At 35.9% G+C, this 23,782-nt stretch carries 23 protein-coding genes; 14 read left to right on the top strand and 9 right to left on the bottom strand.

The features are described 5' to 3' along the window. Positions 1 to 3: 3 nt before the first annotated feature. Positions 4 to 1,608, top strand: a complete 1,605-nt coding sequence (locus B3D94_RS03450; RefSeq protein ID WP_291754705.1) for a ThiF family adenylyltransferase — start codon at positions 4 to 6, stop codon at positions 1,606 to 1,608. Next, entirely contained in the window at positions 1,586 to 2,095 is a 510-nt protein-coding gene (locus B3D94_RS03445) for a hypothetical protein (protein ID WP_291754703.1), read from the top strand. The genes B3D94_RS03450 and B3D94_RS03445 overlap by 23 nt, the downstream gene beginning before the upstream one ends. A 42-nt stretch (positions 2,096 to 2,137) precedes the next feature. Here B3D94_RS03445 and B3D94_RS03440 read toward each other — a convergent pair whose 3' ends face one another. The 3 genes from B3D94_RS03440 to B3D94_RS03430 form a co-directional block, all read right to left on the bottom strand. Then, positions 2,138 to 2,620, bottom strand: a complete 483-nt coding sequence (locus B3D94_RS03440) for a hypothetical protein (RefSeq protein ID WP_291754700.1) — start codon at positions 2,618 to 2,620, stop codon at positions 2,138 to 2,140. Positions 2,621 to 2,690: 70 nt separating this feature from the next. Further along, on the bottom strand, positions 2,691 to 3,710 hold the full coding sequence (locus B3D94_RS03435; protein WP_221681217.1) for a hypothetical protein: 1,020 nt from the start codon (positions 3,708 to 3,710) through the stop codon (positions 2,691 to 2,693). A 510-nt stretch (positions 3,711 to 4,220) separates the two neighbouring features. Continuing rightward, positions 4,221 to 5,969, bottom strand: a complete 1,749-nt coding sequence (locus B3D94_RS03430) for a methyl-accepting chemotaxis protein (RefSeq protein ID WP_291754694.1) — start codon at positions 5,967 to 5,969, stop codon at positions 4,221 to 4,223. Between the two features lie 487 nt (positions 5,970 to 6,456). On the opposite strand from B3D94_RS03430, the gene B3D94_RS03425 reads away from it, so the two are divergent. From B3D94_RS03425 to B3D94_RS03405, 5 genes are all read left to right on the top strand, one after another. Next, a complete protein-coding gene (locus B3D94_RS03425) occupies positions 6,457 to 6,606 on the top strand; it encodes a hypothetical protein (RefSeq protein WP_025116598.1) in 150 nt (49 codons plus the stop codon). Between the two features lie 288 nt (positions 6,607 to 6,894). Continuing rightward, positions 6,895 to 7,836 (top strand): alpha/beta fold hydrolase, encoded by a 942-nt coding sequence (locus B3D94_RS03420; RefSeq protein ID WP_291754691.1) that lies wholly within the window; start codon positions 6,895 to 6,897, stop codon positions 7,834 to 7,836. A gap of 336 nt (positions 7,837 to 8,172) precedes the next feature. Next, positions 8,173 to 9,204: a restriction endonuclease gene (locus B3D94_RS03415; RefSeq protein ID WP_291754688.1), complete on the top strand. Its 1,032-nt coding sequence runs from the start codon at positions 8,173 to 8,175 to the stop codon at positions 9,202 to 9,204. A gap of 124 nt (positions 9,205 to 9,328) precedes the next feature. After that, a complete protein-coding gene (locus B3D94_RS03410; protein ID WP_291754685.1) occupies positions 9,329 to 10,588 on the top strand; it encodes an MFS transporter in 1,260 nt (419 codons plus the stop codon). A gap of 406 nt (positions 10,589 to 10,994) precedes the next feature. Beyond that, entirely contained in the window at positions 10,995 to 13,082 is a 2,088-nt protein-coding gene (locus tag B3D94_RS03405) for a 5'-nucleotidase C-terminal domain-containing protein (protein ID WP_414673973.1), read from the top strand. A gap of 240 nt (positions 13,083 to 13,322) precedes the next feature. Here the strand turns inward: B3D94_RS03405 and B3D94_RS03400 are convergent, their stop codons facing one another. Both B3D94_RS03400 and B3D94_RS03395 read right to left on the bottom strand, forming a co-directional pair. After that, positions 13,323 to 13,763, bottom strand: a complete 441-nt coding sequence (locus tag B3D94_RS03400; protein ID WP_025116607.1) for a cell wall hydrolase — start codon at positions 13,761 to 13,763, stop codon at positions 13,323 to 13,325. A gap of 141 nt (positions 13,764 to 13,904) precedes the next feature. Then, positions 13,905 to 14,456, bottom strand: coding sequence for an ECF transporter S component (locus B3D94_RS03395; protein WP_069482526.1), 552 nt, complete (start codon positions 14,454 to 14,456; stop codon positions 13,905 to 13,907). 175 nt (positions 14,457 to 14,631) lie between these two features. Between B3D94_RS03395 and B3D94_RS03390 the strand changes: the two genes are divergently transcribed. Beyond that, positions 14,632 to 15,480, top strand: a complete 849-nt coding sequence (locus B3D94_RS03390; protein ID WP_291754681.1) for a pyridoxamine kinase — start codon at positions 14,632 to 14,634, stop codon at positions 15,478 to 15,480. A 61-nt stretch (positions 15,481 to 15,541) separates the two neighbouring features. After that, positions 15,542 to 16,051, top strand: a complete 510-nt coding sequence (locus tag B3D94_RS03385) for a GNAT family N-acetyltransferase (RefSeq protein WP_291754679.1) — start codon at positions 15,542 to 15,544, stop codon at positions 16,049 to 16,051. 29 nt (positions 16,052 to 16,080) lie between these two features. Here B3D94_RS03385 and B3D94_RS03380 read toward each other — a convergent pair whose 3' ends face one another. Both B3D94_RS03380 and B3D94_RS03375 read right to left on the bottom strand, forming a co-directional pair. Beyond that, positions 16,081 to 16,344 (bottom strand): hypothetical protein, encoded by a 264-nt coding sequence (locus B3D94_RS03380; RefSeq protein ID WP_291754677.1) that lies wholly within the window; start codon positions 16,342 to 16,344, stop codon positions 16,081 to 16,083. A gap of 106 nt (positions 16,345 to 16,450) precedes the next feature. Then, entirely contained in the window at positions 16,451 to 16,606 is a 156-nt protein-coding gene (locus B3D94_RS03375; RefSeq protein ID WP_083244739.1) for a YvrJ family protein, read from the bottom strand. A gap of 217 nt (positions 16,607 to 16,823) precedes the next feature. Here B3D94_RS03375 and B3D94_RS03370 point away from each other — a divergent pair, with 217 nt between their 5' ends. Further along, on the top strand, positions 16,824 to 17,330 hold the full coding sequence (locus tag B3D94_RS03370) for a sigma-70 family RNA polymerase sigma factor (protein WP_175423134.1): 507 nt from the start codon (positions 16,824 to 16,826) through the stop codon (positions 17,328 to 17,330). A 3-nt stretch (positions 17,331 to 17,333) separates the two neighbouring features. Further along, entirely contained in the window at positions 17,334 to 17,531 is a 198-nt protein-coding gene (locus tag B3D94_RS03365; RefSeq protein WP_008179990.1) for a hypothetical protein, read from the top strand. Between the two features lie 51 nt (positions 17,532 to 17,582). On the opposite strand, the gene B3D94_RS03360 is transcribed toward B3D94_RS03365, so the two are convergent. Continuing rightward, on the bottom strand, positions 17,583 to 18,482 hold the full coding sequence (locus B3D94_RS03360) for a 3-hydroxyacyl-CoA dehydrogenase (protein ID WP_291754670.1): 900 nt from the start codon (positions 18,480 to 18,482) through the stop codon (positions 17,583 to 17,585). Positions 18,483 to 19,005: 523 nt separating this feature from the next. Between B3D94_RS03360 and B3D94_RS03355 the strand changes: the two genes are divergently transcribed. Continuing rightward, entirely contained in the window at positions 19,006 to 19,341 is a 336-nt protein-coding gene (locus B3D94_RS03355; protein ID WP_291754668.1) for an S-layer homology domain-containing protein, read from the top strand. A gap of 47 nt (positions 19,342 to 19,388) precedes the next feature. On the opposite strand, the gene B3D94_RS03350 is transcribed toward B3D94_RS03355, so the two are convergent. After that, the gene (locus B3D94_RS03350; protein ID WP_291755010.1) at positions 19,389 to 20,075 is read right to left on the bottom strand and encodes a ZIP family metal transporter; all 687 of its coding nucleotides are present in this window, start codon (positions 20,073 to 20,075) and stop codon (positions 19,389 to 19,391) included. Positions 20,076 to 20,302: 227 nt separating this feature from the next. On the opposite strand from B3D94_RS03350, the gene B3D94_RS03345 reads away from it, so the two are divergent. Both B3D94_RS03345 and B3D94_RS03340 read left to right on the top strand, forming a co-directional pair. Then, positions 20,303 to 21,991, top strand: a complete 1,689-nt coding sequence (locus B3D94_RS03345) for an FAD-dependent oxidoreductase (RefSeq protein WP_069482519.1) — start codon at positions 20,303 to 20,305, stop codon at positions 21,989 to 21,991. Positions 21,992 to 22,127: 136 nt separating this feature from the next. Further along, positions 22,128 to 23,741, top strand: coding sequence for a GNAT family N-acetyltransferase (locus B3D94_RS03340; RefSeq protein ID WP_291754666.1), 1,614 nt, complete (start codon positions 22,128 to 22,130; stop codon positions 23,739 to 23,741). Positions 23,742 to 23,782: the final 41 nt, after the last annotated feature.

Here is a 23,782-nt window from a genome sequence, read left to right as displayed (position 1 = left end):
CATATGCGTTGGTATGAAAAAAATAGAGAGTTATATTTAAAAGAAAAAAGAATATTACAGTCATATGGATATGAGATTTATATTAAAGATGGGACTCTGGAATGCGAAGGTATTTCTTCGGTTAACTCTAAGTATCCAATAAAGATTATTTATTCCGACGGCTTTCCTTCATTTCCACCTACTGTAAAATGTGAAGTAAGTGAAGATTTAATATTGGTAAGACATCAAAATAAGCTTACTAAAAGCCTCTGTTTGTTTGGTTTTGCAAGTGAACGATGGAAAGCTTCTTATTCTGCAATAGAATTAATTGAAGAAATTGAAGAACTAATACTAAGATATTCACCAGAAACTTATGATGCTGAAGAAAATGTTGAAGATATTGTTCCAGAGCCTCTTATTAATCAATATGACTATAAAATGGGTGGTATTTTAATACCAAAACCTTTTGGAGATTTAGTCTTAGATAATTTTAATGATAGAAACAATTGTACTGTTAGGTATGACAAGCATCGAGGAATACTTGCTGACGTATGGATAGATGAAAAAAAAGTTTCAAGAGAAAAAAATTATGATGAATGGTTCAATAAGAAGCCTACTTTTAACGCGCAAATTTTTAAGGTTACAGAACATCCTCCATTTACAACTGAGAAAATATTTGAGTGGTTAACGAATATGCGCATTCAAATAAAAAATAAGAAAAAGTATTTTATATTTTTTGTTTTTGAAGACGATTGGGGATTTGTAGGTAACAAACGGATTAGCTGGGTTGCTTTGAAAATAATAGATAATAAAGCGGAATGGGTTAGATGTTATATAATAAATGATGATGATTCTTTGATAAGAACTCCGTACGGCAAGGATTTAGCTCATAAGGAAGTTACTTTGGTTGGTTTGGGCTCATTAGGTTCACTTGTTGCAACATCAATTGCACAAGAAGGTATAAGAAAAATTAATTTGATTGATTATGATATTTTCGAACCAGCCAATTCAATTCGGCATCAGGGGGAACAACATATGTTTAGTTATCCCAAAGTAGATGTTGTTAAGGAAAGAATATTAGCATTAATGCCATCTACGTACGTCAATGTTGAGTATATAGGAATTGGAGGGCATAGAAGTTCCGAACAGTTAACTAAACTAAATCAATTACTTAATCGCTCAGATCTAATTATAGAAACTACTGGTTCTCATAAAGTATCTCATTATTTAAATAGGTATTGTTTAAGTGAAAATATTCCTCTAATCATAGGTTCTGTTACTAATGGAGCTTGGAGTTGTGAAGTAGTAAGAATTATTCCTGGCGATACAGGTTGTTGGGGATGTTGGAATATAAATTATGGAACTGAAATTCCACCAAGTGCACCATTATCCGAAATTCAATTTGCACCTGGATGTGATCAACCAACTTTTATAGGGGGGATTTCGAGCGTTAATATTGCAAGTGGACTGATTGTTCAAGCAAGCATAGATACTTTATTAAATATTGATACAAAAGATACTCAATATATAAGATGGAGCGAAAGAGATTCAAAAGGAAACCGTCACTATAATATAGACTATTTAGGAAATCCGAGGTCAAGGGATTGTGAAGCTTGCAATGGCTATTAAAAAGGTTTATTTTACAGAGAATTCTTTGAAAAATATTCGGGATGTGATTAGAAGATATGGCGATTTTACAGAGGTTGGCGGTTGTATCGTTGGATGTCAATATGGTGAAGAATTATTAGTAACTCATGCATCTGATCCAGGTAAATGTGCGAAAATGGAACGATACTCAATTGTAATTGATAATGTTCATACTACTAAGTTCGCCAATAGTTTGAATGAAATCTCTGACAAAAAAATATATTTTATAGGCGATTGGCATACCCACCTTTCAGATGATTTACGCCCAAGTAGCACAGATTTTAGGGCTTTGAAAGGTTTAAATAATTATGTCCCAAAAGCGTATAAAAATTTAATAATTTCAGTGATTGTAAACCACTTTGATTCATCACAAATAAAAGTATATAAGCTAAGTTCGAACCCTAAAAGTATGGAGGAAGTACAATGTGAAGTTGTAGAAAATCCAGATTGGTTAATTAGTTATATTTAACAATGGAAATAACCGCCGTTACTCCAAAAGGAATAACAGCGGTTATTTGTATTTATCAGTAAAGTCCGATAGTAGTTGCGCGATAATATCTTGAATTTTTAAATGTGGGAATTCCTTTTCGCAAGTGCGGACAAACTGCTGGTATAACTCTTCTGGCATACGAAATGTCTTTGTTGAGAGTTTTGAAGCAAATATCTTTTTATCAATTGTGAAGTCATCATTACGCTTATGTTTATCAATCATTGATTTAAGCGTATCTAAATTTTCGTTAAGAAAAGCTGTAAGTTCGTTCTCGAAGTTTTCAGCGGATGAAATCGCATTTTCATCACGTACGAATTTGTAGTATTGGTTCTCGCGCTTAATATAAACGAAATCATCCTCTTGCATTACTTTTGTGAATGTTGAGTAATTGATGCCGATGTGATCGGCAACTTGTTGCAAATCAAATGCTTTATTTTTTAATAAATCATTAACGAAAGTAACGCGGTCCTTATTATTAAGTTTAAGAAACTTGTCTTTATTCACGTTTGCAACACCTTTAAATTTTGATGCTATATTATAGACAAGTGCCTTTAAAATATTCCATTTATTAATCCTAATATACTTTAACCAAATCTGGATTCATTACATAAGTTACAGCGGTTGATTCAATAACAGGCTCTTTATTTACTACTAAATTAAACTTAAGGCAATAGAATATCCCAAATGGCGAAGCATATTTATATTTGGGCGTTGTATTTTTAGTATAAAAATTCTTTAGGTTTACTAATCTTTTTATTAAATTCAAGTAATTCATTTTATCAGGTGCTTTATCTAAATGGCGCATAATAGATTTCAGGGAAATAGTATGTGTTAAGCTGTCGCGCCCGCATTGACTATGAAGTAGGTATTTAATAATTTTTCTATCAGTTTCATCGAAGAATTCTAAAAATAGATTTAAATCAAATATGTCTTCGTTATAAGTGAAACTTTCCAAATGGATTTTTTCTTCGTAATTAACTAAACGGGCATCGGTATGGAAAAATTCGATTATTTCATTGAAATTCCCCTGATCAAAATGGTCGATAACGTCGTCAGGTATCAAGTGAAGAGTTTTGTTCGAAGCTATATAGTTTAAGCTTAAAAACTCTATATCGTTTTTAATTGCATCTATATAATCTTGAGAAGATAATGAATTTATGAACGGGTAGCGAATGAATAGCGAATTAATATCATTTTGCCAGGTATATAATTTGTCGGTTTCTGTTGTTAATAATGTTCGGTAATCTTCCGCGCTATATAAGTCGACAAGTATATTTGAATTAATGCGCGGTAAATTAAAAATAGCTTTTGCTTTGTGATTTATTTCATAATAGAAGCTATCTTTTATATCACGTGTATTCTTTAACTCATTGCTTACCCAGCGTTCTTTTAGCTCCTGCCTATAAAAGTTTTTCTTTAATCTCTGTACATCAATTACATTGGCATCAATTTCTATACAAGAATTAATTATGTCGGGAACGATTGATTTAAAAGGTGGTAAAGTAAGGGAATCTGACTTATTTAGATAATATGGGTAGTATTCTTCGTTTAGCATATTTATAATTTTATAGTAGAGTAATCGTTTATGTATCATGCTTATCAATCCTTTGTATTTATTTTTATTATTATAATACAAGGAAGTAAAATAGTAGTATTTAGATTTGTCCCCGTAAATTCACGTTTAAGGTCAAAACCATGGTCAAAATAGTTCGGATGGCTATAAACCCTTGATACAACAGCGTTCCACGACGACAGGGCACAGCCCCGCCGTCTCCATCATACAAAATTATTGATTTCATGAGCACTTATTCACTTCTTAGGTAATTCAATAAAAATGTGTATTATTAATAATAAAGTTGTTTTTCAACAAGAGAGCCACATTGTTAAACAACACCAAAAGAATATGGATATCATTTTTAGAAATTGACGTGTCAACCTACCAAAAAATAAAAGCATCGAATCATTTGATTCGATGCTTTTGTTTAACAATCTAGTGTATGTTTCATCAAAAGCTCCAATCACTTTGGAATACCTTCAGTAATTGTAAAGTATTTAAACCGGTTATCTTTTGTTGTCGTTTTAGATCTATTCATAAAACTAGCTTTTATATAGTATATCGCTCCATTAAAGTATTTAATTCACGATTTAATTCCGTTAGTTTTTCAGCAGCATGAGCAACATCCGTAATTGCTTTAATGTGCTCATCGATGGAAGAAGCAATTTCCTGTACGGAAGCGGCCGTCTGTTCTGATACGCTGGACGCACTTTCGATTCCTTCACTCATCAACTTATTATAGGAGGTCATCACGTCCATTTCTTTATTAACGGCTAATATGGATTCTACAATTTGTTTAACAGAATCAGACATCTGATTGAATTTACTTTGTGTTAGGACTACATCATCATTTAACTTTTTAGCAGTCTCCATTGTTCCTTCTACAGTTTCAACTGTTTTAGTCGTTTCTGAAACAATGGATGAAACCACTCCTTGTACTTGGTGGGTGGCCATTTTCGATTGTTCTGCTAGTTTTCTTATTTCATCGGCAACCACTGAGAATCCTCTACCATACTCACCTGCTCTTGCAGCTTCAATACTCGCATTTAAAGCTAGTAAATTGGTTTGCTCTGCGATTGTTTCAATGGTTTCCATCACCTGTGTGATTTGATTTATTTGATCATTTAATTTTTTAATTTCATCACTGACTTCTTGTGAGGCTGCTAGTGAAATAGTATTGGACTGTTGTAATTGTTGTACTATTTCAATTCCCTCGGATGATATTTTTTCTGCATGTTTTGTAATGTCGTACATAACTTTACTTTGTTTTTCCGTGGTTTCTATAGAACTTGATAATAGCTCTACTGTTTGGTTTATGTTGTCCAAATCATTGGCTTGTTCCTGTGTACCAGTAGCAATTTCAGTAATTGCTCTACCAACTTCGTCACTACTAGCAGATGTTTCTTCTGAAACGGCTGATAAGTTAGTCGCTGAATCCAATAAATGTTCACTTGTATTTTTAGTCTTTTCGACGAGCGTGCGTAATTGCTGTGACATTTTATTAAAAGCAGTAGCAAGTTGTCCAATTTCGTCATTTGATTCAGGTAGATGGGTAACCATTATATGACCATCAGCAATTTTTGTTGCGGCCTCAGCTACTTCTTTTAAAGTATTTAATTTCTTCCGAATACCTAAATAAAACACCAGTGAGCTTAAAATAATAAGTATGACTGTTGCACCAAAAATAATATATTGTAAAATGTTTAACCCTTCATAAAATTCATCTTGAAAGACAGCAATTCCAATAGTCCAACCCCAAGGCTCAAAATATTCTGTATAGGCTGTTTTATCTTTAAAGGAACCATCTGGTTGTTTATCAGAATAAATGACAAAGCGATCTGATTCATTTTTGGACTTGCCGCCTGCAATGATTTTTTCACGATTACTTCTGTTAAGGTCATCGGCAGGAGCTCCACCTATTTTAGAAGGATGGAGTTGTAACACTAAATCCTCGTCAAAAGCTAATATATAGCCATTTTCTTTGTAGGTAAAATTGGATTTTTGATAATCGTACTCTCCCATCTCATTGACGGGTCCATTTAGAATAATTCTGGCTTGTTCTTTTCCTTCTTCTAGTGTTATTTTGCCATTTTCCACTTCTTCATTAATCAATTCTATTGAAGTATAGGCCCCTTTGACAATGCTTTGGAGTTCTCGTTGACCTGATTCTAAGAGCTGATCTTTGGCAACCAAATAGCTTGTTGAGCCGATAATCACAACTGTTACAAGTATAATAATTGTGATTAGTAGCATTAACTTCCCTGAGATGCTTCGTAACCGTAAATTTTTCTTCATCATTTGCTTCCTCCCACAACTATATATAGGTATATTTCGACAGTAATCTTCATAATTCAATGGTATCGAAATTATTTTTTATATGAGGCTAATTGTCCTGCAAACGTCTATTCATTCATCAATCTTTTATAAGTTGACATTTTTAGTGTGAAAATGATGTGATTTTTTAACAAACATCTTTCATAATATCTAAGATTTTGTAATCTCATCTGTTTACATAACATATTAATAAACTGTTGAAATGCCGTTTTCTAATTCATACTAGAGTATTGTTAAGCGTTCGATACTATATAGATGGTTCTCACTGGTTAGTTTTATTTTGAAGGAAAATAGGCTGTAGACGGGGATACAGTTGCTACAGAAAACGAAGGTGATATATGCATGGTTAGGCGGTACACCAATAAAGTAAAAATGTATACATCATCAAAATAAGGTATATTATATTTGTTGAATAGATTTTCTTTAAGACAGGAAAAGTAGGTGAACCAAAATGGGGAAATATCAATTGGATACTAAAGGTAAGGCGGCTGTGGCGAAGTATCATGAAAAACACAAGCCTGCTCAATTTGATAAAAAGCAGCAACTTGAGAAAATACGTGCAGAGTATTTGAAAAAGAAGCAAGAACAAGCAGATCAATAATATGAATGAAAACATAGGAAGATTAAAATCTCCCTATGTTTTTTCAATTGATCGTAGAGTTTATTTTTCAAGTATCTATTCCTCGTTAATTGATTTCACACGCCCTAGCATTTTTAATTTGTTCATACTCCGTTCATATTGTTGTCATAGGGAGGACATCTTCATTTTGTAAGCTATCCTAAACGGTTTGCGGAAGTGGCCGGATAGGAAGTTGATGATGAAAGGGAGGAGTGGCACGAGCAGTTAAAGCGGTCTGCACGGGCGGTTTTATAGTCTCGTACAAATAGAATGAAAAAAACGATAACTATTATAGGTAAAGTGATAGCGGGTTTAGTGATAGCCCTAGTACTCTTTTTATTGATTGTGTTCGTAGTTAATATTGTATGCAACAAAATGGAGCAAGGAAAAATAGAATCGTATGGTCAGTCTGTAACAGTAGATGGGAAATATATGAATGTTTTCATTCAGGGGGAGGGCGAGGAAACGGTCGTGCTTTTACCTGGTTATGGAACGGCGGCACCGGGACTTGATTTTCAGCCATTAGTAGATGAACTGTCTCCATTTTACAAAGTTGTTGTTGTGGAACCCTTTGGTTATGGATTAAGTGATTCAACTGAGAAGGAACGGAGTACCGAAAATATAGTTAGTGAAGTGCATGAAGCATTACAGCAGCTTCATATTGAACAGTATATTTTAATGGGTCACTCTATTTCGGGTCTTTATGGACTGGATTATGTGAATACATATCCAAATGAAGTGAGTGCATTTGTTGGGCTTGATAGCAGTGTTCCATCAATCAGCGAGAAAAAGATTGGTTCATCTATCATTAGAACTATAAAATTTCTTAAACAATCGGGTTTAGCTCGATTGCAGGTGAAGCTAGGTGATGACCCATACGCCGACCTAACGTATGATGAAAAAACAAAGGAACAATTGAGAATGCTTAAGCATAAGAACATGTATAATTCCACTCAGTTAAATGAAGCTGAAATGATGTATGAAAATTTTAAAGCAGCTGGAAGTTTGTCATTCCCCAAAAATCTTCCTGTTATTTTCTTTATCCAAGCAGATCATCCAGTCACTGACAGGTGGGTACCCGAACATCATAAGCAAATAAGAGATTCTGTCTATGGGCAAGTGGTGACATTTGACGGGGATCATTATTTATATCGTACTAAGGCAAAAGAAATTGTTGAAGGCTTAAGAGAATTTATGAAAGAGGTCAGATGAATGGTGAACTCGTCTTAAAATGAGACGAGTCAACTAAGTGAGACATTCAAAAAATCGCTGATTGGCTTTCTCTTTATGCATACGGCTAAGTGATCTAAAACCGCCCATATGGACGGTTTTTTCACTTAAATAAAAAGCAAAAAAGTAGTGTTTAAAAAATAAGTTTTAAATTTTATATTGGGAGTAAATTACACTAGAGTGTCTTTATTTACTTCATTAATATATTTGATTTATTAAGCAAAATGGAAGAAGTAAAATATATATTTAGTAAATGCTTCAAAAAATAGGATTACTAATTTATGATATATGAAAGAAGAATAATAGGAGGTAAAGCCTATGAGTATTTGGCTTTTTCGAGCTGGTTCAGCTGGAGAATTTGAAGATAAATTTTTAATCGATAAAAGAGTATATTTAACTTGGAATGATTTGGATGTAGATTTAAACAGCTTTAAAAATCAAAGTGATTTAAAAGAGTTTTTAGTAATGCATTATGAATTACCAAAAGAAAAAACAGCAGTGAACTGGGCATCACAAATTTATCCAATTGTTGCAAAAATGCAAAAAGGTGACTGGGTTGTGTTACCTAGTAAACGGAGTCGTACGATTCATTTTGGTGAAATCATAGGGGATTACATATATGACGAGAGTCTAGGAAATCCATATTATCATTACCGCGCAGTAAATTGGTTTGCAATGGATATTCCTAGAGATGTTTTTGATCAGGATATTTTATATTCAATGGGTGCATTTATGACTGTATGCAAAATTCAAAAAAATAATGCAGAAGAAAGAATTAAGCAGCTTTGGAAAAATAATTGGCAATCAAATAAACGTGTGTCATTAGACATAACTACAACGGATGTAGATGGCGGAGATGACCTTTCATTACACAATATAGAGGAAACAATGTTAGATCAAATTTCAGAGTACATTTTGCAAAAATTTAAAGGCAGCCATATGGAAAAGTTGATTGGGGCCATTTTAAAAGCAAAAGGTTACACCATATATAGAAGTGCTGAGGGGGCTGATAGAGGTGTTGATTTACTAGCATCATCTGGGGAGCTTGGATTTGGTGGCACTAAAATATGTGTACAAGTCAAATCACATGATGCACCAGTTGATCGACCAGCAATGGATCAATTAATTGGTACAATGAGCAATGTCGGTGCAGACTACGGTTTGTTAGTTTCTTGGAGTGGATTTAAAAGCTCAGTTCATAGAGAAATTCCAAAGCAATTTTTTAAATTACGTTTGTGGGATGCCAATGATGTTATCAAAGAAATTTTTAATAACTATGAGAAACTACCAATAGAAATTCGTACTGAGATTCCATTAAAGCAGATTTGGATACTAAATTTGGAGGGGTGAAATCCAAACATTAAAAAGTATTTTGAACACATTGTGTTGTTTTTATAGTAGAAGAGAATTACAGGTCTTTCCCCCATCGGCCAATTCATATACATAAAGTAAAAACTAATAGGAGTAGTGATTATTGAACAAACAACATCACAGGTATAGATGGGTTGTGTTTGTTGCTGTATTGTTTACGTATTTGTTAATGGCCAGTCAACGAACTGCTCCGGGGTTAATTACAGACCAATTGATGAGGGATTTTGGGGTGACGGCATCGACGATTGGGCTATTGACGAGTATCCAGTTTTTTGTGTATACGAGTTTACAAATTCCGATGGGGGTTTTAGCTGATCGCTTTGGGCCGAACTTTTTTCTTATAATAGGTGCCATCCTTACAGGGCTAGGCACGATTCTATATAGTCTAGGTACACATGAATTTATCCTATTTTTTTCTAGAATACTTACGGGTGTAGGCGATGCAACTATTTGGGTGAATATGGTGCTTATTTTGGCACAATGGTTTCAGAAGAAGGAATTTGTGCGTTTAATAGGCTTTGCTGGTATGACAGGGAGTCTAGGTTTCTTATTGGCGACGGTGCCCTTTGCTACTTTGATTTTTCTATTTGGTTGGAGAATTTCATTTTTTTCAACAGGACTCTTATTATGTGTATGTGGTGTTCTTCTTTATTTTGTACTTGTTAAAAATACGAAACGTATCTTTTCAGCAAAAGCGATAGTTGAAGCTGAGGTAGTACAACGAGAAAAAACGTCTGTTTTATTGCGAAGAATATTTTTAAATCGACAAGCTTGGGCATTATTTTTTTGCCATTTCGGGGTTGTTGGGGGATATGTTGGCTTTATCAGTTCATGGGCTGTGCCCTATGGAATCAATATGTATGAGATGACACGGTCAGAGGCGAGTCAGCTAATTATGGTTGGTCTTATTGGAGCACTTATCGGGGCTCCTTTAACGAGTTGGCTGGCAGGTTGGTTAGAAACGATTAAAAGACCATATATTGTTGTTCATATCGCTGTTTTATTGAGTTGGTTTTCCTTTCTTTTGTATAAAGGGCAACCGTCCATTTTCTGGCTCATCGTACTATTCTTCATCATCGGCTTTGGGTATGGAGCAAGTGCCTTAACGTTCGCGGCTGTTCGTCAAACTTTTCCTATCACTGAGTCTGGTATCGTTTCTGGTTTTGCGAATACAGGAGGCTTTTTAAGCGCTGCATTACTACCAATTATTTTTGGCTATGTGTTGGATTATTTTCAATCGACTTCAGGTTATTTAGGAGATGGGTACTACTATGGATTTATCATCCCGGTTGTATTTTCCGCCATTGGCTTGATTGGAGTACTGTTATTGAAGGAACAGCGCATGAAAGCCGACCTACAATGACTTGGCGAAACCTCTAGTCGAAGGTAATGTCATATCAATTTTAATTACTAAATTAGGGGTATTGAAGCGAGCATTAAGCGCTTGTTAAATATCCTTTTACTATAGCTTTTTTCCCCTTAATCACGCTGAAATTTGTTAAAAATATTCATTATTATTACTTTTATGATTAATTTTACCTGGATGGTGATCACCATAAATGCTAAACTGGGTAGGAATCTTAAAATTCAGAATTAAAGGGAGAAAATAGGAAATGAGTCGATTTAGAAAAGTTATATCTATACTAAGTATGGTGGCATTGATACTAGCCACAGGGATTTTTGTTACGCAAACTCCTGTAAATGCACAAGAGGAAGATAAAGATATTCATATTACACTCCTCGCTACATCAGATATTCATGGCCGTTCTATGCCTTGGGATTATGCGGTGGATGGCCCAAATCTCACAGGAAGTTTAACGCAATTATATACAATTATCAAAAAGATTCGTAACGATAATCCGAATACAATCTTGTTGGAAAATGGAGATTTAATACAGGATAACTCGGCAGAACTTTTCAATGATCAGCCACAATCACCAATGATGGTTGCTGCTAATGAAATGGGCTATGAGGCTTGGACATATGGTAATCATGAGTTCAATTTCGGTTTAGACATCCTTGATAAAGTTTCTAGCCAATTTAATGGTACAAGACTTGCGGGTAATGTTTATAAAGAAAATGGAGAGCGTTATTTACCTGCGTATACAATTATTGAGCGTGAAGGGGTAAAAATCGGCGTTATCGGGATGGTAACACCATTGATTACAGAGTATGAAAAAGGCACGGATCATCTTGATGGATTAGTGGTCAAAAATCCAATTGAAGAGACTAAAAAAGCGGTCAAAGAATTAGAGGGTAAAGTAGATGTCATGATTGGCCTCATGCATATGGGTCTCGAAAATGAAAATGGTATTCCAGGGACTGGCGTAAAGGAGATGGCTAATGCCATTCCAGAGCTAACAGCTATTTTTGCAGGTCATAATCATGTCTTGATTAATAAAGAAGAAGTGAATGGCGTTTTTATAACAGAGCCTAATAAATATGGAACACATATTTCACGAATTGATTTAACATTTACTCGCCAAGGCGAACAATTGGTGTTAAAAGAAAAAGATGCTTCGGCTATTCCGGTAAAGAACGAAGATGGCACATTTATTGAATCTGATAAAGAACTAGAAGAAATATTGAAGCCTTACCATGAGTTTGCACGTGAAGATGCTAATATCGAAGTGGCACAACTGAAAGGAACAAATCTTGTCCCGAAAAATGAAATTAAGGGAATTCCTACAGTACACATCCAAGAAACGCCTTTATCAGACTTCTTCCATGAGGTAATGCTACATTATAGTAAGGCTGATGTAGTAGCGCATCAGATTGATAATGACAAAGCTTCTTTGGATATAGGTCCTATCAAGAAAAAGGATATTGCCTATAATTATCAATTTGCTGGCGGAGAAGTATCTGTTTATGAAGTAACAGGAAAAGATTTAAAAGATTATATGGAATGGGCTGTTGGCTATTTTAATAGTACACGAGATGGAGATGTAACGATTAGTTTTGATAAAACAAGACGTTCATCGAAATATAGTACAAATGACTATTTTGGTCATGTAAAATATGACATCGATTTAACGGAGCAGCCAGGCAACAGAATCAAAAATCTTCGTAAATTAGATGGAACACCAATTAAAATGGAAGATCAATTAAAGCTTGGTATGAACGCTTATAGAATGGATTTTCTTGTGTCAAAAGGTCAAGCGTTAGAAGGGCGTAAGTTTAATATGACTTGGTCCTCTAAAGATGAAAGTGCTTATGGGGAAACAGGTGGGACAATTCGTAATCTTGCAATTCGATACCTGAAAGAAGAGATGAACGGTGTTTATGAGCCAGTAATCCAAAATAACTGGAAAATAGTTGGTGTCGATACAAAATCACCAACTCGTGCTGCTGTTGTGGAATTAATCAACAAAGACATTTTAGCTATTCCTACTACGGAAGATGGAAAATATACAAATATTGCATCTATTAATGTCAAAGATGCCATAACAAAAGAAGAAATAGCAGAGCTAGCAGCAAAGGCCAACGTCAAAGAAAGCCAATTTTCTGGAGTAAAAACAACAGGTGAATTTTATCAAAAGCTAGTAAAAGCTATTAATCACCCTAAAGCTGAGGGAGATAAAGTAACAGACAAGCCAGGAGAAAAACCAACAAATCCAGGCAAACCAGAGACAGATAAATCAAAGCCTTCTGTTAATCAACCACAACCAACTAAAGGCATTGTGACAACGTATCACTTAAATGTTCGTTCGAAACCATCGAATGCAGGTAAAGTATATGGCACAATTTCAAAAAATACTGAAATAACGATTTTAGGGGAAGAACAAGGCTGGTATAAAATTTCTTATAAAGAGAAAACGGGTTATGTGTATAGCCGCTATGTAAAAGTTATAAAGTAAATAATGAAAAGGGCTGAAGAGAAGTAGTTTTATAACTACTCTCTTCAGCCTTTATTTTAGGTTGATGTTGATTTTAATAGTATGCCGTAGGACTAAATAAAGAAACCTTTTTAGTTATTGGTAGTATTGAATAGTGCTAGCGGTTTTTTTAATAAGCTGTTGAAATAGATATGAACAAAAAAGGGAACAGCAGAAATTTAGACAGTTCCCTCTAAAAAGCTTAAAATAAAATTTTAATTTTTACCCCATATAAACACTTTCACAAGTATCTGGTGCAGGTTCATAGAAGCAATGGTTTTTAAATTGACCTGTAAATGGTTGGCCGTACCATGTTGGGGGACATGGGGCATATGGGTTGAAGTACCAAAGGGCGTATTTGGCTGGGTGCTGACGCCAGAAGTCTAAGTTCTGTTTGGCTAATCTTTTTTCCGTTTCTCTTGCACGTTGGTAAAACATATTGCCTTTTTGAACGGCTTCAAACGAATAGTTTCCCCCTTGTACTTGATAAATGACTTGCTCGATAGTTCTCACATCATTGAAGTCCAAGCAAGATGCGACAGCTCGATTGACAATCACATTGCCCACGTACAGCATACCTTGCTGTCCTTCACCTTCAGCCTCAGCTCGCATCATCCTTGCCATTAAAGCAACGTCTGCATCACGGTATTTTACTCTTGGCATTTTTACCACCTCCACCATATAGTATGAAAATGATCGAGACGAATTTCACATTATCCTGAAAATTACCTGTTTTTCTATTTATAAGCAAAGAAAACACGCCATTCGTGCTGCAAAATAAAGGAGCAAGATGGCGTGTTTTTATTAAAAATTCCTTTTGAAATAGGGTGTTTTTTTCAGTACGACACATACGGGGATAGCGATAATTAGGCCAACAATGTTTTGAATAACATCACCAGGAATGGATGCTAACGGTGCAATCCAGCTATTGAACATAATCGCTTGCCCAATGTAATAGACGGCAATCATTACGGGCATGGATACTACAGCCCCTAAAATGTTTAAACCAATATGGTCGCCTTTATATCCTTTTGACCAGGCAATTTTACCAACGATAAAGCCCTGTAATGCGCGTGAAATAATAGTAGTGGGTGCCCAAATTAACCAGCCCCCTACGATATCGAATAAGCCCATTCCGATGGCTCCTGCAAGTGCTCCTTTTTTTGGTCCAAATAAAATGGCTGAGATGAACAGCATCGATGTCCCTAAGTGAATTAGTCCACCTTGACCAAATGGTAGCTTAAGATTAATAAACATGGTAGCAACGAAAACAAGTGCCGCTAAAATGGCTGTAATGACTAAATCAAATGTTTTCGTGCGTGGTCTTGTATAAGATGATCTTTGTATATTTTGCATCTTTATCTTCCTCACTATGATGAATATTTTGATGATTTTTACTTTAGCAAAGGACTGACTATTATAAAAGTGTCAATTTTATAAAATAGTTAGAGGTCAGTTGGAGGATATTTTCGCATCTTTCTAATTGTGATACGATGAGGTGAGTATAATCAGGATGAGTTAGGTGGAATGTATGATGAAAAAAGTGGCTGTAATTCAGGATATGTCATCCTTTGGGAAATGCTCGCTAACGGCTGCAATGCCTGTATTATCTGTGATGGGCGCGCAGGCTGTGCCATTACCAACTGCCATTCTAACGGCACAAACAGGGTATTCCAGCTTTTATTGTGAGGATTTAACCTCAAAGATGGACTACTTTGTGGATGAGTGGAGCAAACTTGGGGCTAGCTTTGACGGTATTCACACGGGCTTTGTCACAGGTAAAGAGCAAATCAATAATATTTTCCGTTTTTTAGGCGTGTTTCACTCAACGGATACGACCTTGCTAGTTGATCCTGTAATGGGCGATCATGGTGAGGTATATAAAATGTTTACGGGCGACTTACTGGAACGGATGAAGGAGTTAGTAAAGTGTGCAGATATTATTACGCCTAATGTTACGGAATGTTGTTTGCTCACAGGCTTGTCGTTTGAGAGGTTGCAAAGCTATCAGCATGAAATAGATTATATTCAGGCACTAGAGGAAGGGGGACAGCAGCTCCAACTGACCACAGGTGCAAATGTCATTATTACTGGCTTAAATCCACCTGTAGTGGAGGGAAAGCGCTATGTCGGGAATATGTTTATCGATGCGAACCGTTCTTTCCATAGTATTCGTGACTATAATGGTGAAAGTTACTCGGGCACGGGTGATTTATTTGCGTCTGTTATTATGGGCGGCATGATGCGTGGGCAGGATTTAGTGGAGTCCATGAAGCTAGCAGAGACGTTTTTAACGGCTGCTATTGAAGCGACTTCCAAGGAGCAAGTGCCTCGCGAGGCAGGCGTGCATTTTGAACAGTTTTTAAAGATGTTATTTTAGAAATTTTTTTCCGTTTTCAAAACGTTGTTAGTCGATAAATAAAAATGGGAGGAGAAGATATATGGAAATTAGGTTATTAACAGCACAAGATGCTGAGTCTTATCGGACATTAAGATTAGAGGGATTACAAACAAATCCTGAGGCATTTGGTGCAAGCTTTGAAGAGGAAAAAGATATGACGCTTGAGTTGTTTGCAAGTAGACTGGAAGCGCAAGGTTCTTTTACCTTTGGAGCATTTGATCAGGATGAATTGTTTGGGGTTGCTACATTGGTGCAGGAAAGCAAAATGAAGCTAAAGCATAAAGCGAGTGTTTTTGCCGTTTATGTGTCTCCAAAAAAGCGAGGGCTTAGCTTAGGTAAACGTTTAATGCAAGCCATAATCAATCAAGGAAAACAATTAGCAGATGTAGAGCAAATCAATTTAACCGTAGTATCTTCTAATGATTCGGCAAAAGGACTGTACACATCATTAGGTTTTCAAGTATTTGGGACAGAGAAGAGAGCTTTAAAAATAGACCAGCAATACTTTGATGAAGATTATATGGTTCTATATGTAAAGCCTTTGAAGTAAGCAAATCTTCAAAGGCTTGTATACGAACTTCAATATAACCATAAAATAAATATAGTAATGACCGCTAAAAAAAGTGCTAATAAAGAGCTAACCATGCTTACTTTCTTTTTTAGTAACCATATGCTTAGCACAACAATAATGATTGATAATGGGAGTATCAGCCAAAATACAAGATTGCCCAAGTATTCAATTTGAATGGGGAATGAATCATAAAAGTAATTATAAGTAATGCCTAGCATGAAAAAAATGGTCATGGCTATATCGGCTGATACCATTGTATTGTGAGTAATCATAATCCCCTCCCATCACAGAAATATTTATTTTTACATATATTGTATGCACGAGCAATGCGAAATCACACGGCAGCATTCATTAAAAGGATGCTGCCGTATTTTTTTACTATTCCTCATTTTTATTTAAACTTCTTATGATGACAGCTTCTAAATTTTCGATTTTTTTTTCAAATCGCACAAAGAGATAGATGGTGATGGCAATTGGGAATCCTGAATTACCAATTAGGTTTATCCACATTTGAATATTTTCGAGTGTTAGCATAACATCTTCCTCCTCCACCAATATTGTGTCTTACGTATGTAAAAGTGATTTTAAGTTAAATAAAATCAATATGAATTTGATTTTTAGGAACATTTGTTCTTATTTTGGTTTATAATAGATATATGATAGTCACTTTATTTAGCAAGAAGGCGGATAGATAGGAGTGATGATGATGAAAAACGATAACTACAAGATCGAAGAGTTTTTTTACAGGAATATGGAACAGATAAAAAATCCAATTATCAAAAGCTTTTTGGCTAATGCTAAAAATCTTTATTTAGTTGAAAAAGCGATTTTATATCCAACCGATTGTAATATGAAAAGGGTTGATGAGACGTTTCAATTACATTATATAAATGTTCAAAAAATAAAATATGTCAGTAATTTAATTTATTTCTATAGCTTGGATTTTGATAAAAAAAGGAGAAGACTGCAAGACCGTTTTTTATTAATTGTAGACGATGGACTATTTGAGACAGGGATGATGAGAAAGGACGAAATCATTCAAGAAGGATTACTAGATACTGTTGAAAATGAAGAGCTATTTCAATCCTTGAAGAGCTTAACGGATAAGCAGCTTCAAATTTTAGAAATGATTTATATTAAAGATTATTCGATAAAGGCGATTGCTGAAGCATTACAAACAACATCCCAAAATATATCGAATCTTCATCGAAAGGCATTACAAAAACTACAACAAAAGCTTCGTAAAGAGGAGGGATAACGGATGGACAGGGAAAATAACTATAATGAGGAGTCACTTCTATTCATTGAGAATTTTTCACCTAAAATTAAACAATGTCTCCATCAGACAAGCTATCAGGAAAGAGAAGACTTGGAACAGGAGATTAAATTAAAGATTATTGAAAAACTTGCGACTAAGGAATTCATCAATACTCCTAGCTTTTGGGATTTCTTCACATAAGCCAAAAAAAAGAGCAATTCTCCTTGTTTGTGGACAATTGCTCTTTCTTCTTTAACCTTTTAAGAAATCTGGTTCAGCAAAGCTTGGGTTTGGATATGTGTAGAATCCTTCTCCTGTTGCACGACCAAGCTTACCTTTTTCGATATACTCTGTTTTCAGTAGGTTGGCTAGCTTTTTCATGTTTTCATCACCAGTAGCCATTGCTTTTGCTTCAACAATATTATAAGCAGTGTTGATACCAACGATGTCTAAGATGGCAAATGGGCCAAGTGGTGCGCCTGTGCCGATCATCCATGTTTTATCGATTGTTTCTGGTTCTGCCACTTCTTTTACTAATAAAGATTCAGCGGCATCTAAAAATGGTACGAGCAATGAGTTTAAAATATAGCCCGGTTGCTCTTTATATAATGGTAGTGGAACCATGCCGATTGCACGTGCAAATGCAACAACCTCATCGAATACATTCATATCTGTGCCTGGGTGTTTCATAATTTCAGCTGTGTTGTTTTTCCAAATAGTATTGGCAAAGTGTAGCGCTAAAAACTTCTCAGGACGGCCTGTTGCTTCTGCAAATTGGCTAGGTAATAAAGTAGAAGAGTTAGTCGCAAAAATTGTTTTTGCAGGTGCTACTTTGCCAAGGGTCGTATAAAATTCCGTTTTAATTTGGACAACTTCAGGGATTGCTTCAATTACAAGATCAGCATCGGCAACAGCTTGTGCTAAGTCGCTTTTAAATGTTAGTCGAGCATAGGCAGCATCTACTTCTTCTTGTGTAGCTCCTAAGTCTTGTTGATAAAGTGGTTTCAATTTTGTAATGCGATCCTGTGCATTTTTCAACGCCTCGTCGTTAATATCGTAAATTGTTACTTGAAAACCTTTAAAAGCAGATTGATAAGCAATTTGACTTCCTAAGACGCCGCTACCTGCGACCGTAATGTTTTGATAATTCATCGAAATTCCTCCTTTGAAATTGTTACATTAATATAATAGTGTGGATATGTAAAAAAATCCTTCGTTACAATTCCATACTACTTCTTTAAGTAATAGAAAATCAAATAATAGCTACTATTATTATAATGATATAAAGTTTGTGGGATTCCTCCTTTTCAAGTATGTACCCAATATCGACTAAACATAACTGTAGAAATAAAAAAGAACAGCAACTAAGCTGTCCATGTCTTAGCAATAATAGTATTGCTATCTAAAGTAGGCTTTGAAAATAATGAGGTTACAATCGTTACAACGAATACGAATATAAAGTAAAAATTTCACTAGAGGCAATTCTTCAATCTTATAAAGATGGTACAAACCTTTATCCAGGAGGAGAAAAAGAGTGTAAGGAAAACTATAAAGACATTAAGAAAGTATTCGGTAATGCAATTCAAATTAAAATTATCCAAACTGGAAATGGCTTTAAGAGCGAAATCTATACAGCAAACAAATGGGAAGTAATTAGTGCGCAGATTTAAATGATATGTTGCTAGTATTTGCCCGTACAGATGTGGAGTTAAAACCAGGTGGGTATTTCAAGGATGCAATTGGACATTGGGCGGAGAGTTCTATTCAATTGCTCTATCAAGCGGATATTATTAATGGCTCATCTGCCACAACATTTAATCCAAATCGGCAAGTTTTAGAAGAGTATGGCTTAATTGATATTTTCGATGGTAGTAAGTTTGAACCAAAAAAACTTGTTACACGTGAGGAAATAGCATATGTGATAACAAGATATTCACAAGCGATGGAAGTGGATCTTTCTCAAGTGAGCAACAACACGAGGAATAAAAATAAAAAGCAATCCACTTTATGATGGTGGATTGCTTTTTATTTGTGATTTTTTCTTTTACAACTCGTAGCCTATTTAACTAGTGTATGGAAAATATAGCTTAGCATATAGCCTAAAATGAGATACATAAAAAATGATTTAAACGAGACATACTTTAGTTGATGCAAAATGAATTCAGAAATGCTGGCTGTGGCAATCAAACCTATAGAAATGCCCATTAAGATACCCTGTGCCTTTTCGGGTAAGGCCCAATATTGCCCAAACCAAATAAAAATACTAAAAAAAATAGAAAAGATAAAGAAATAAATAAAAAGTCTCCATAGTCTTTCGCCTTGAGCAATGAGTGCGGTGGATAGGGCAAAACCTTCAGGAACATGGTGAAGAATAATGGAAGCTGTGAGAGAAATACTTAGTGCTGCATTGCCAAGTAAATTGCCGACAGTAAGACTAATCGGTATGGTATGAATAATCATGGCAAGGGTTAGTAGAGAGACAGAGGGATTTTGCGCATGAGAAGCATGAAATACAGTATCTAATAGTTGGAAAATGAAATAGCCAATAAAAATCCCTAGTATAATTCCAAATGATTGATAGATTTGAAATGAAGAAGGAATGATATCTAGAACGAGTAAGCCTACTAGGAAACCTCCACATAATAATGACAGCCCTTGAGTTGTATGTTGAAATAGCTTAGAGAAAATCCAGGCAATTGCGCCACCAATGCTCACACTGAAAAATAGAAATCCACCAAGTATCATTGCACTCACCTGTAAAATCCCCCGCCTCATCATAAACTTAAAGTCGTTTTTCCAAATATATGCTAAGTAAAGTTGAATATGCTTGTAGCAAACTTTCTTGACATGGAATGCCAGCTTTATGTAGGAAAATGGCGAACATATTAAATTGACTGAAAATTGGTTTAATTCTATACTTTTTAATTGGAAGATTATATTCATCGATTTAGCTCATAGGGAGGAATGGTTGAATGAAGTGGGATGCAAGTTTTGATGTAGTTGTAGTAGGCTCTGGAGCAGCGGGATTGACAGCAGGTTTAACAGCAAAATTACAAGGATTAAAATCAGTAGTGATTGAAAAAACAGATCGTTACGGTGGTGCTTCTGCAATTTCTGGTGGCGCCTTATGGATTCCCAATAATCATGTTATTAAAGGTGAAGGTGTCCCAGATACACATGAACTTGCACGCCAATATTTAGATTCCACAATAGGTGATCGTGTACCTGAAGCGTTAAAGGAAGCTTATATTACAAGAGGGCCAGAAATGTTGCGATTTTTATACAATAAAACGAATCATATGCGCTTCCGATATGCCAAGGGCTATTCCGATTATTATCCTGAAAAATTGGGCGGTTTGTCGCAGGGACGCTCCATTGAACCTCTTATTTTTGATTTAACAAAAATGGGCTCACTGGCCGATCATATGCGTCGAGCAACTCTATCCACCAAAGGCTTTACGATGAATAGTTACGAGTTTCATAAGGTCAATATGATTATGCGAACATTCAAAGGGAAAACGACTGCGTTGAAATTAGGAATGCGTTTAGTGAAATCCAAGGTAACAAAGAGCAAACTAGTAGCGCTAGGTGAAGCATTAGTGGCACGTCTACGATTATCACTTGCCGAAGCGAATGGAGAGCTTTGGTTATCAACGGCTTTTAAAGATTTCATCATGAATAATGGAAGAGTTGTTGGTGTGATAGTTGAACGTGATGGACAAGAGCAGCGGATAGAGGCAAAGCGAGGCGTTGTCTTGTCATCCGGTGGCTTTTCACATAATCAGGCACTGCGTGAAAAATATTTGCCTGCTCCTACTAATGCTGCGTGGACTTCTTCACCTATGGGGCAAACAGGGGATATCATTGAGCCTAGTGTGAAAATGGGAGCTACCCTCGATTTAATGGATAAAGTATGGGGAGCACCTTCTGTTATAGATCCACAAGGACAACCATTCTTCCTTGTGGCTGATCGGGGCGTTCCCAATATGATGGTTGTAGATAGTGCAGGGCAACGTTTTGTCAATGAAGCAGCACCTTATCATGAGTTTGTAGATACAATGTACAAGCATCAGGAGGAGACGAAACAGGCTGTACCTTCATGGATTCTTCTTGATGCTACTGCTAAAAGCCGTTATATTTTTACAGGTTTGTTTCCAGGACAAGCATTCCCGAAAAGCTGGTATGACCATGGGATCGTGAAAAGTGCCGAAACGATTGAGGATCTTGCGAGGCAAATGAATGTGCCAGTAGAAAGCTTAGTAGAAACGGTAGATCGTTTTAACATCTTTGCACAGAATGGTCATGATGATGACTTTTATCGGGGCGATAGTGCTTATGATAATTACTACGGAGACCCGACATTACCCAACCCTAATTTAGCAGAGTTCAAGAAAGCTCCATTTTATGCTTTGCGTCTTTATCCTGGAGATATTGGTACAAAGGGTGGATTAGTAGTGGATGAATGTGCTCGTGTTGTGAAAAAGGATGGTCAACCAATAGAAGGTTTGTATGCATCAGGTAATTGCTCAGCGTCTATTATGGGAGAAACCTATCCTGGACCAGGCGCAACGATTGGACCTGGCATGACACTTAGCTATGTAGCGACTACACATATGGCCAATGCTGTAAACAAAATAGAGGAACCACTTCTAAAGGTATAGTGTGGACGAAACCCTTCCTATTCAATTGAATGGGGAGGGTTTCACGTTGATGGACTGTTCTAATATTTGCTTGCTTGGAATATAGTGGCTACTGAATAAGTGGTGATGATAATGAAAAAGGGAGCGATTCAGTGCGTTGCTAGATTATAAAATAATCACTTCAATGAAAACGTTAGAGCCCTATCGAAGTACTTGGTCAGATATACTTGAACGGGAAAAAAATAATAATCCTTTTATTGAATACGAATGGGTGACGACATGGTGGGCAACGCTTGGTATACATGAAAATGTAGAAATATTTATAGTCGAACATCAAGGTACGGCAGTGGCATTTTTTCCGTTAGTTCATTCTGTGGGATTCGGTAAAATTCATCACTTTGGTTTTTTAGGACAAGGGTATGCGGCTTATATGGAAGTGATAGCAGAGCAGCAATGGCTGGAGCGGGCTATTCATTATATATTGAAGGTGTTCACGCAAAAATATAAGCGTTATTTGCTCGTGTTTCATGGTCTAATCGAAAGTAAAGACACTTCCCAAGAGCTTGAGAAATATGCGATAGAATACCAGATGCCTTATTCTATATTTCGAACCGTCACGTCATTTATAGATTTTCAATCAATGACACCTGATGATTTTTTGAAAAAGCATCGTAAGACGTTTAAAAGTATTAAGCGTTATGAAAAGAAATTAAAACTACTTGGGCACGTTGACTTTCAGGATGTTAGCGTCAGTCATTTTCATGAAATGTTTACGCTTTTTAAGCGAAGATGGCGCAAGAAATTGGACAAAAGCAGATTTACAGAAGCACAGACCCAATTGTTTTATGAACGTTTGACCGATGTCTCTAATGAAGCATTTAGAGTCGAGGTTGATAGCTTGCAATTTGAAGGGCATTGGATTGGCTTTACCATTGATTTATGCTGTAGAGATCGTAATTTTTGTCAGGCTATGGGTCATGAGCCTGATTTCAATAGGTTTGGCCCCGGCAGTTTAATAGAAAAGGAAAATATGTTCAAGGCACGTGATTTAGGCTTCCGTTACTATGATTTTGGTAGTGGCTATGAGCCCTATAAGTTTCAATGGTATACCGATATTGATTTTACACGAAAATTTATTATGAGTACGAAAGGCACTACTGAGCGCCTTATTCGGTCATGGATGGTATTAAGAGATCGGGTAAAAGGGAAATTAACAAACAATCACCAGCTTGTGAAATGGAAGAGGGACAGGTTAGGGGAATTGTTGTATTTTCTAAAGCATGCTCGAATAAGAGAATGGTTCCGAGTAATAAAAGGAGCCCTTCAACGAATCGTAGCTATTTATATAGTAGCCATCTATATCGCGGAGCAAAAAAACGGTCAAGGATATAGACCCTTTCAAGAGCTACAAATGAAGGATATGATGACAATGAATAAGCGGCCTGCTTATATAGCGCATTTTTATAAGGGAAATCAATTTTTTGGCGATGGAGATCAAATCGTATATAGAAGGCACGATCAAATAGCACGCGAAGAGGAGAGTGGCTATACGTATGAGCTATCCGCCAATATGTCTTTCATCAGAGAATATGACACTCAGCTATTAGAGGCAATAGTTGTGCAAGTGCAACGTGAAGGGCGATCCGTCTGTACGTTAGTTCCGTGGTATGAGAGGCGCAGACGACGAAAGCTGATGCATGCTGGATTTCATAAAGTGGCTCAAATTAACATCGTTAAGTTGTTCAATTGGCGAAAAGAGTTTCATTTATAAACAGTAAACCCTCAGTGTTATCAACTGAGGGTTGTTGTTGA

The sequence above is a fragment of the Lysinibacillus sp. UBA5990 genome (genome assembly GCF_002429815.1).
Lineage (GTDB): Bacteria > Bacillota > Bacilli > Bacillales_A > Planococcaceae > Lysinibacillus > Lysinibacillus fusiformis.
The sequence above is the reverse complement of the archived record's forward strand: the minus strand, read 5'-3'. Positions and strand labels throughout refer to the sequence as shown.